Source organism: Patescibacteria group bacterium, from assembly GCA_034660655.1.
Lineage (GTDB): Bacteria > Patescibacteriota > Patescibacteriia > JAACEG01 > JAACEG01 > JAACEG01.
The window spans coordinates 21,872-31,174 of record JAYEJU010000046.1 but is presented as its reverse complement, the minus strand read 5'-3'; the positions used below and the strand labels follow the sequence as shown (position 1 = coordinate 31,174).

Annotated in this window: 9 protein-coding genes; 8 read left to right on the top strand and 1 reads right to left on the bottom strand. The window is 28.8% G+C overall.

From position 1 onward, the window contains the following. Positions 1–275 precede the first annotated feature (275 nt). From map to miaA, 5 genes are all read left to right on the top strand, one after another. A complete protein-coding gene (map, locus tag U9O55_03515) occupies positions 276–1,052 on the top strand; it encodes a type I methionyl aminopeptidase (GenBank protein MEA2088879.1) in 777 nt (258 codons plus the stop codon). Positions 1,053–1,122: 70 nt separating this feature from the next. Beyond that, positions 1,123–1,548 (top strand): Holliday junction resolvase RuvX, encoded by a 426-nt coding sequence (gene ruvX / locus U9O55_03510; protein ID MEA2088878.1) that lies wholly within the window; start codon positions 1,123–1,125, stop codon positions 1,546–1,548. A 5-nt stretch (positions 1,549–1,553) separates the two neighbouring features. Next, positions 1,554–2,327: a DNA repair protein RecO gene (gene recO, locus U9O55_03505; protein ID MEA2088877.1), complete on the top strand. Its 774-nt coding sequence runs from the start codon at positions 1,554–1,556 to the stop codon at positions 2,325–2,327. 104 nt (positions 2,328–2,431) lie between these two features. Further along, a complete protein-coding gene (locus tag U9O55_03500) occupies positions 2,432–3,568 on the top strand; it encodes a MiaB/RimO family radical SAM methylthiotransferase (protein MEA2088876.1) in 1,137 nt (378 codons plus the stop codon). Between the two features lie 51 nt (positions 3,569–3,619). Further along, complete coding sequence (miaA, locus tag U9O55_03495) at positions 3,620–4,603, top strand: tRNA (adenosine(37)-N6)-dimethylallyltransferase MiaA (GenBank protein MEA2088875.1); 984 nt, start codon at positions 3,620–3,622, stop codon at positions 4,601–4,603. A 44-nt stretch (positions 4,604–4,647) separates the two neighbouring features. Here the strand turns inward: miaA and U9O55_03490 are convergent, their stop codons facing one another. Further along, positions 4,648–5,004, bottom strand: a complete 357-nt coding sequence (locus U9O55_03490; GenBank protein MEA2088874.1) for a hypothetical protein — start codon at positions 5,002–5,004, stop codon at positions 4,648–4,650. Between the two features lie 549 nt (positions 5,005–5,553). On the opposite strand from U9O55_03490, the gene U9O55_03485 reads away from it, so the two are divergent. The 3 genes from U9O55_03485 to U9O55_03475 are packed head-to-tail and all read left to right on the top strand — an operon-like array spanning position 5,554 to position 9,290. Beyond that, on the top strand, positions 5,554–7,362 hold the full coding sequence (locus tag U9O55_03485) for a sugar phosphate nucleotidyltransferase (GenBank protein ID MEA2088873.1): 1,809 nt from the start codon (positions 5,554–5,556) through the stop codon (positions 7,360–7,362). A gap of 5 nt (positions 7,363–7,367) precedes the next feature. Beyond that, on the top strand, positions 7,368–8,228 hold the full coding sequence (locus tag U9O55_03480; GenBank protein MEA2088872.1) for a glycosyltransferase family 2 protein: 861 nt from the start codon (positions 7,368–7,370) through the stop codon (positions 8,226–8,228). A gap of 3 nt (positions 8,229–8,231) precedes the next feature. Then, positions 8,232–9,290, top strand: a complete 1,059-nt coding sequence (locus U9O55_03475) for a glycosyltransferase family 2 protein (GenBank protein MEA2088871.1) — start codon at positions 8,232–8,234, stop codon at positions 9,288–9,290. Positions 9,291–9,303 lie beyond the last annotated feature (13 nt).

The window sequence follows — 9,303 nt, the reverse complement described above, 5'->3', positions numbered from 1 at the left end:
CAAAAGAAAGATTGTTTTTAGATGAAGAAGAGTATAAAATAATTGATAAAAAAATAGATATGAATGATAGCGTTGATAGAAAATTATTAAGAAAAGAAATAGAGGAATATTTAAGCGCGATAAAATTTTAAAATTAATATAAAATTTGATCTCATATTTTTATTTTGTAGACAAGATTAAAAAAATAGTTTAAACTAATATTAAATTAATTTATTAAATAAAAATATTTATCTTATTCTTTTATTTAAAAAATGTAGATTTCAGTATTTTATAATATGATAATTATTAAAACAGACAACGAAATAAATATTATTCGCGAAGGCGGAAAAATTTTAGCAAATATTTTAGATCAAGTTATTAAAAAAGCAAAACCAGGAGTGAATATTAGAGATTTGGATCAAATGGCTGAGAAAATGATTTTGCAAAATAATGGCGTTCCGTCTTTTAAGAATTATAAACAGAAAAAAAGCGATCCTCCTTTTCCTTCAACAATGTGCATTTCCATTAACGAAGAAGTTGTTCATGGCGATGGGACAAGAGATATAAAATTAGTTGAAGGAGATATTGTTGATTTTGATATTGGGATGCGTTATCCAGCTAATAATGGGCTTTATACTGATATGTCAAAAACAGTTGGTATAGGAAAAATTCCAGAGCAAGTAAAAAAATTAATTGAAGTTACTAAAAAATCTTTAGAATTAGGAATTAAACAGATAAAACCAGGAAATAAAATAGTTGATATTGAAAGAGCTATACAAAATTATGCTGAACAACATAATTTTTCCGTTGTAAGGAGTTTGACTGGGCACGGTGTTGGCAAAGCAGTGCATGAAGAGCCAATGATACCTAATTATATTGAAAATCATTTTGGAAAAATAGAATTAAAAAAAGGAATGGTTATTGCCATAGAGCCGATGGTAAATATTGGCGGATATGAAGTAAAATTTTTTCCAAATGAATGGGCTGTTGTTACGGCTGACAAAAGCCTTTCAGCGCATTTTGAGCATACGATCGCTGTTGTTGAAAACGGTTATCAAATTTTAACAATTTAAAATTTGCTTGTCATTTTGGAAAATTTTTGAGCTATAGCGAAAAAATTTATTCAGAATCTATTTTTTGATTATGCGAAGAAATATTCAAACAATTTTAGGAATTGATTATGGAGAAAAAAGAATTGGCATTGCTGTTGGGTTTTCTGAAGGGAAAATTTCTTTGCCTTATAAAATAATTAAAAATATCAGCAAAAAATTCGTTTTAAAAGAATTGGAAAAAATTATTAAAGAGAAAAATATTAATTTAATGGTAGTTGGATTGCCTTATAGCATGTCAGACAGAAATAAAAAGAGCAAACAATTTAAAGAAATAGTAAATTTTATAATTTTTTTAAAAAATAATTTTAATATAAAAGTTGTTGAGCAAGATGAAAGATTAAGCACTAAAACAGCGGAAGAATTATTGTTAGAAAAGAAAAAGAAAAAGCAAAAAAATATTAAAGACGATGTAGCTGCTTCAATTATATTGCAAGCATATTTAGACAAAATATTTTAGAAAATATGCAATATAACACTATTGGTGTAATTTTGAGGAAAAAAGATTTTCGCGAGAGCGATATTTTTTTTTCTATCTACACAAAAGATACTGGGAAGGTCCAGGCGATTGCCAGGGGCGTAAAAAAAGTCAAAAGCAAACTTGGCGGACATTTGGATTATTTTGCGACTGTTGATCTAATGATCGCGAAAGGCAAGAAGTTTGATCATATTGCGGGGGCTGTTATTGAAAAAAATTTTTATTGCTTAAAAAGCGATTTAAACAAAATAAATTTTGGATTTTATTGCTTAGAAATTGTTGATTATTTTGTCAAGGAAGGGAAAAAAGATAATAGAATTTTTTTTCTTATAAAGGATTTTTTAAATTTGCTTAATTCAAGATTTTGTTATTCAGAAATAAAAGCAGAAAAAGAAAATTTGTTCATGGTAAGTTATTTTTTTATTTTAAAATTTTTGGATTATTTAGGTTATAAGCCTGAATTTTATTATTGCCTTAAATGTCATAAAGAAGCTAATTTTGGCAGGGCTAATTTTTTTAGCGCGCAAGCAGGTGGAATTATTTGCTACGATTGCGTTAAAAGTAGCAAGATTGCTGATTGCAAAGAAATTTCCAATAACAGTATAAAATTATTAAGCGCTGTTTTAACAAATGATTTATCAGAAATTGTTAAAATTAAAATAGACAGAAAAATTTTATCTGAATGTATAAAAATTATAGATAAATTTTTGCTTTATCGTTTAGACGCGAGTATCAAGAGCAGAAAATTCATAACAACATAATTTATCTTATACCCACTCTAACTCCCACTAAATAGGGGTAGAACCTTAAAAATAAATTCCTCCCCTTGTGGTTGGAGGTTGGGTGGAGTAAAATTTAGATACATATGAAATATTTTATTAAAACTTATGGATGCCAGATGAATGAGAGTGATTCTGAAAAAATAGAAACTGTTTTGAACGATTTGAAAAATAAAAAAGTTTCTAAAATAGAAGAAGCTGATCTAATTATTTTTAATTTATGTTCTGTGCGGCAGACAGCCGTCGACAGAGTTTTTGGGCAGCTTAATAAAAAAAATAATAAAAAGCAGAAAATTTTTTTAACAGGATGTATTTTAGTAAATGACAAGAAAAAATTGGCTGAAAAAGCTGATCTGATTTTTGATATTAGGGAAATAAAAAAATTAAAAGATTTTTTATTAAAAAATAAATTTAAGAATAAAAAATTCAAGCAGGCAAGAGACGAAAATTTTGATTTTTCTTATTTAAAAATAAAATCAAAACACAGATTCCAAAATAGAGCTTTTGTTCCAATTATGACAGGGTGTAATAATTTTTGTTCTTATTGTATTGTGCCTTACACGCGCGGAAAAGAATATTCGCGTCCTGTTGAAGATATTGTAGAAGAAATAAAAGCGTTAGTAAAAAATGGGTATAAAGAGATTGTTTTGCTTGGGCAGAATGTTAATAGCTACCACTCAAAATTTTCAATTTTCTCCCGTAGATTATTGCGGGGTCCAAACAATTTTCAATTTTTAAATTCTTCAATGATTAATTTTTCTGATTTGTTGAAAATAATAAACAGTCTTAAAGGGGATTTTAGGATTAGTTTTTTGACAAATCATCCAAAAGATATGAACGATGATTTAATTGATGCGATAGCGAAATGTGATAAAGTTGTAAAACATATTCATCTTCCTTTTCAGTCAGGGGATAATAAGATTTTAAAAAAAATGAATCGTTGTTATACGCGAACAAATTATCTGAATCTAATTAAAAAAATCAGGAAAAAAATTTCTGAAATTAAATTTTCAACTGATGTTATTGTTGGATTTCCAGGAGAAACAGAAAAGCAATTTCAAAAAACAGTTGATGTTATAAAAAAAGTCAAATTTGAAATTGTTTATATAAATAAATATTCCCCACGTTTTAAAACTTTGGCTTTTAAAAAATATCCAGACGACATTATTTGGAGCGAGAAAAAAAGACGATGGCGAGTAATAAATGATTTAATAAAATTATAGTTCTTCCCCTGATAAGGGGAGGGCAAGGGGGTTTTAACATAAATAAAAAATATGTTAAGAGAAAAGAATAAAATTATTGTTATTTTAGGACCGACAGCTTCTGGCAAGACAAGGCTGGGCGTTAAGCTATGTTTAAAATTTAATGGAGAAATTGTAAGCGCTGATTCCCGCCAGGTTTATAAAGGTATGGATATTGGGACAGGCAAAGACTTAAAAGAATATCAAATATCACTAAAAGCTAAAAGTTATAAGCTAAAAGCTATAAAATATCATTTGATTGATATTGTAAGTCCTAAAAAAAGATTTGATTTAGCCCAGTATCAGAAAATGGCTTTTCAAGCGATTGATAATATTTTGTCGCGCAAAAAACAGCCGTTTTTAGTTGGAGGCACAGGACTTTATATTCAATCAATAGTTGATAATTATAATTTGTTTGACGCGAAACCGAATATAGAATTAAGAAAAAAATTAGAGATGTTAAATATCAATGATTTAATTGAAAAATTTAAAATAATAAATAAAAAATTTTCGGCCTACGCCAAAGTTTCGGTTGATAGGCAAGTAGATATAAAATTATTTAATAATATTTTACAAAACAATAAACGAAGGATTATAAGATATATTGAATTAATGGAAAAAAAGAAAATGCCTTTTGATAAAATTTTTAAAAAAAACAAGCCAAAATATGATGTGTTAATTTTAGGATTGACTTTTCCAAATGAAATTTTAGCCGATAAAATAGATAAGAGATTAAAAAAATGGCTGGGAAAAGAAGATTTAATAGGAGAAATAAAAAATTTGCGAAAAAATGGCGTGAGCTGGAAAAGACTGGAAGAGTTTGGCTTGGAATATAAATGGATTAGTTATTATTTGCGAAACAAAATCAGCTATGAAGAAACGCAAGAATTTATTTTAAGGGATATTAAAAAATTCGCTAAACGGCAAATGACTTGGTTTAAGAGAGATAAGAAAGTTAAATGGATAAAAAATTATAATCAAGCAGAAAAATTAGTAAAAAAATTTTTAAAAGAATAAAGGGCGCGCTAAAAACGGCCCTTGTTTTTTTATGTTATTATTTATTAGGCAAATAATTCTGTTAATTTATTTGTCAGAGAAGGAGGAATAATACTTATTTCCCCTTTTTCTTCTTTTTCAGGAAGTATTTCGTCTCTAAAAGTGCAGATACATCCATTATGTCCTGGACAATAATCTCCATAGATGCAATTTTCTCTAAACTCGCACATAAATTTATATCCAGGCGAATCTTTAGTCAATTGCATTATTATGCATTTATTGCCATTCCAACATTTAAAATTTTCAGGAAAAAATTTTCTGATTGTCCAATGGTAATCATCGCACAATCTTATATCTTTTTTTCCTTTCATGGCATCGTAATCTTTCATCAAAGGACAATCTATTCTTTTAATAAATCCCATTACCCCCACCCTTAAATTTAATAAATTTGTCTGATTATCGGCAGTGGATGCATATTATTTGAGGTATGCTTAACAGGTCAGCTTGCTTGGAAATCATTTCTGGACGAATAGTTTCTTCATCTTTGCTGGGAATAAAATCGTCAGTATTTCCAAGTAATAGCAATCCGCATTTTGAGTTTGCGCATCGAGCTCTGACATTGACGCCTTTACCATTTTTTAACATTACGATTTTTGACATTTTCCATCTCCTTTTTTTAAAATGAGCAAAAAAATATCCCCTTGATAGGGGATTTTATTATCTAATTTTTGTTTTTGAAAAATAGAATACCTTGGCGTTGATAGCGCCTTTTTTGATTTTGATATTTTTTTTATTTTCTATATTCATAATAATTTTAGGCATTTTTATGAGTATATCAGATTTATTTATTTTGTCAATAGTTATTTTGTAATTTAAAATAAAAGCATTGAAAAAATATTTAGAACAGTATATTATAATGATAATAATGATTTTGAAACAGGATAAAATAAATAATAAATTTTGTAAAATTTATGATTAAAAAGATAAAAGGAGTAATACTTGCCGGTGGGACAGCAACCCGCCTTTATCCAAACACAAAAGTGACAAATAAGCATCTTTTGCCAGTTTATAACCAGCCAATGATTTATTATCCGATTCAGACTTTATTAAAAGCTGGAATTTCAGATATTTTGATTTTGCCTGGAAAAGACAACGCGGGAGATTTTGCAAAATTGCTTGGTTCTGGAAAAGAATTTAACGCGAATTTTACCTTTAAAGTGCAGGATCACGCTGGAGGGCTTGCTTATGCTGTTGGCTTGGCTGAAAATTTTGTTGGAGACGATAATTTTATTGTTATATTTGGAGATAATATTATTGAAGATAATATTATTAAAGATATTCAGGAATTTGAAAGCGGAGCCAAGGTTTTCTTAAAAAAAGTTAAAGATCCAAAAAGATTTGGAATAGCTGAATTAGATAATGACAAAGTTATTGATATTGAGGAAAAACCAGAAAATCCAAAAACAAACTGGTGCGTTGTTGGAGTTTATATTTATGACAATAAAGCTTTTAAATATATAAAAACTTTAAAGCCGTCAGCTCGCGGAGAATTAGAAATAACGGATTTAAATAATATTTATATTAAAAATAAATCAATGAAAGCGGGATTTATAAAAGGTTTTTGGTTTGACACTGGAACGCATAATAGTTTAGTTGAGGCAGCTTATAAATTAAAAAGCATAGATAAGCCTATGGAAACTTTAAAATTTGAGCAAAAAAACGCCCCAAAAGTTGTCGCGGGAAGTATTTTATACGACAATAAAGACAAAAGCTATACTACTTCCAAATATTTGCCATGTTTTTTAAAAAGCATAAGAAAACAGGACTATAAAAATTTTCAGTTGGTTTTTGTAGATAACAGCGACTTAGAAGAAAATGATAATATAAAATACATAAAAGAATTTTATCCGGAAGCAGTAGTTATTAGGACAGGGGAAAATACAGGATTTGCGAAAGCAAACAATATAATGATAAAAAAAGCTTTTGAATTAAAAGCTGATTATTTTTTGGCAACCAATCTTGATATGATTTACGAGCCTAATGTTGTTTCTGAATTAGTAAACGCTGTTATGAAAACGCCTCAAGTTGCTTCAGCGACTTGCAAAATTAAAAGATGGAATTTTACTGAGCGTGAAAATAGTAGCCAAGGTAAAACAAATTTTATTGACACAGCTGGCATATTAATTACAAAAGAGCATCGTTTTATTAATCGCGGGCAAGGAGAAATTGATTATGGACAATTTGACACAGAGGAAGAAATTTTTGGAGCGTCTGGCGCGGCTGTTATTTTTTGCATGTCATCCTTAAGCGATATTGCTTTTATTGATGAAAATAAAAGAAAAGAATATTTTGACGAGTTAATGTTTATGTATAAAGAAGATGTTGATTTGGCTTATAGATTGCAGCTTGCGGGATATAAATGCGTTTATACTCCAAATGCCGTTATTTATCATGACAGAAGCGTTGAAGCAAAAGGCAAAGGAATTATTGGAATAATTAAAGGAAGAATTGGAAGAGGCAAAAAGTACAAAGAATGGTCATGGCTGAATCATCATATTATTTTGCAAAAATTGCTTGATAAAGATTTATCCAATGACACTAAAATCAAAACTTTTTTGTATGAAATAAAAAGCAACCTTTATATTTTATTTATTGAGCCTTCTTTGATAAAACAATGGCTGAAGTTATTTAAATTAAGAAAACATATCATGAAGCGAAAAGATCAGGTTAAGAAAAGAGTTAAAATAAAAACTCACATAGAAAAATTAATGAAAGATTAAAATGTATGGATTTATCAATAATTACAGTCCCGTGGAATGTTAAGAATTTAGTAAGAGAAAATTTTAAAGCAATTTATAAAAATACTCAAAATATCAGCTTTGAAATTTTTGCTGTTGACAATGATTCCAAAGACGGCACCGCTGATATGATCAGAAAAGAATTTCCGCGAGTAAATTTAATTGTTAATGATTATAACGCTGGATTTGCGAAAGCGAATAATCAGGGAATTAAAAAATCAAGCGGAAGATATATTTTATTGCTTAATCCTGATATGAGAGTTTTGGACGGAACTTTGGAAAAAATGGTAAGATGGATGGATAAAAATCAAAAAGTTGGAATTTCAGCTTGCCATTTGATTAAAAAAAATAATGAAACAATTTTTCATACTCGCTTTTATCCAACTTTGCTTGACCAGCTCGTGATTGTTTTAAAATTACCGCACATTTTTCCAAATATTTTGAACAAATATTTAATGAAAAATTTTGATTACAGCAAAGAAGCTGAAGTTGATTCTGTCCGCGGGTCTTTTTTTATGATTCGCAAAGAAGTCATAGAAAAATTAAAAGGATTAGATGAAAGATATTTTATTTGGTTTGAAGAAGTTGATTTTTGCAAACAAGTTAAAAACGCTGGCTGGAAAGTTATGTACACTCCTGTTGCCAGTTGCGTTGATTATGTTGGCAAAAGCTTCGCGCAGGTTGAAAGAGGAATAACGCAGAAATATTTTCGCGACAGTATGTTAAAATATTTTAAAAAATGGCATCCTGGCTGGCAGCGCTGGGTTTTAAAATCAGCTTGGCATATTGGAATTTTTATTTTATTTATTGGAGATAAATTAAATTTTAAAAGCAAAGCAAAAACATAAAATATGGACAAAAAAATAGCAATAATAATGATAAATTATAAATATTATGCGAAACGGTTTTTAAAAAAGTCATATGAGAGTTTAACTGAATTAAATTACCCAAAAGAAAATTATCGCGTTTATGTTGTTGATAATGTTACAACCCCAGAAACAATAAATTTGTGTAAAAAATTGGCGCCTGAAGCAGTTATTGTTCCATCAAAAGGCAATGGATGGGGGCACGCGAATAATGTTGGCGCGCGAAAAGCGATTGAAGACGAATTTGACGATTATTTTTTCTTTGTGAATATGGATACGGAATTTCATTTTGATTTTTTGACAGAAGCTGTTAAAGCATATGAAAGCGACGAAAAAATTGGTATTGTTCAGTCAAAAATATTGCTTCATCCGCCAGTGAATGAAGAATATATGCTTAATTCAAAAGGGAATAGCATAACTTTTCTTGGCTTTGGATATTGCGCTGGCGACGGTAAAAAAGATGACACTGGAGATAAGATTATTGACATAATATCAGCAGCGGGAGCAGGGCTTTTAATATCAAAAAAATTATTTTTGAAAGCAGGTATGTGCGACGAATCTTATTTTATGTATCATGATGATATTGAATTAAGCTTTAAAATTAAGCTGATGGGATATCGCCTTGTTTTGGCGCCAAAATCAATAATTTACCATAAGCACGAATTTGGGCGCGCGATTATGCAAATTTATTACATGGAAAGGAATCGTTTGCGTTTTTTATTGGAATTTTTTGAAATTAAAACATTGCTTATTATTTTTCCGGCATGGCTGTTTATGGAAATTGGAATGCTTCCTTACTCTATTTTAAATAAATGGTTTTTGACCAAATTAAAAGTTTATTATTATTTTTTAAATCCTAAAAATATTTTTTTGATTTATAAAAAGAGAAAATTTGTTCAAAATTTAAAAAAAATAAATGACAGAAAAATAATAAAAGGAATGGTTGGAGTTATTGATTTTCAACAGATAGAAAATCCTGTTTTAAAATATATCGCGAATCCGATTTTTAATTTATATTGGAAAGCAGTAAAAAGATTTATATAATAAAGATTAAAGC

Coding starts and splice junctions, on each gene's coding strand:
- miaA (MEA2088875.1), top strand. CDS start 3,620: ATGTTAAGAGAAAAGAATAAAATTATTGTTATTTTAGGACCGACAGCT.
- U9O55_03500 (MEA2088876.1), top strand. CDS start 2,432: ATGAAATATTTTATTAAAACTTATGGATGCCAGATGAATGAGAGTGAT.
- U9O55_03485 (MEA2088873.1), top strand. CDS start 5,554: ATGATTAAAAAGATAAAAGGAGTAATACTTGCCGGTGGGACAGCAACC.
- U9O55_03475 (MEA2088871.1), top strand. CDS start 8,232: ATGGACAAAAAAATAGCAATAATAATGATAAATTATAAATATTATGCG.
- U9O55_03490 (MEA2088874.1), bottom strand. CDS start 5,004: ATGGGATTTATTAAAAGAATAGATTGTCCTTTGATGAAAGATTACGAT.
- recO (MEA2088877.1), top strand. CDS start 1,554: ATGCAATATAACACTATTGGTGTAATTTTGAGGAAAAAAGATTTTCGC.
- map (MEA2088879.1), top strand. CDS start 276: ATGATAATTATTAAAACAGACAACGAAATAAATATTATTCGCGAAGGC.
- ruvX (MEA2088878.1), top strand. CDS start 1,123: ATGCGAAGAAATATTCAAACAATTTTAGGAATTGATTATGGAGAAAAA.
- U9O55_03480 (MEA2088872.1), top strand. CDS start 7,368: ATGGATTTATCAATAATTACAGTCCCGTGGAATGTTAAGAATTTAGTA.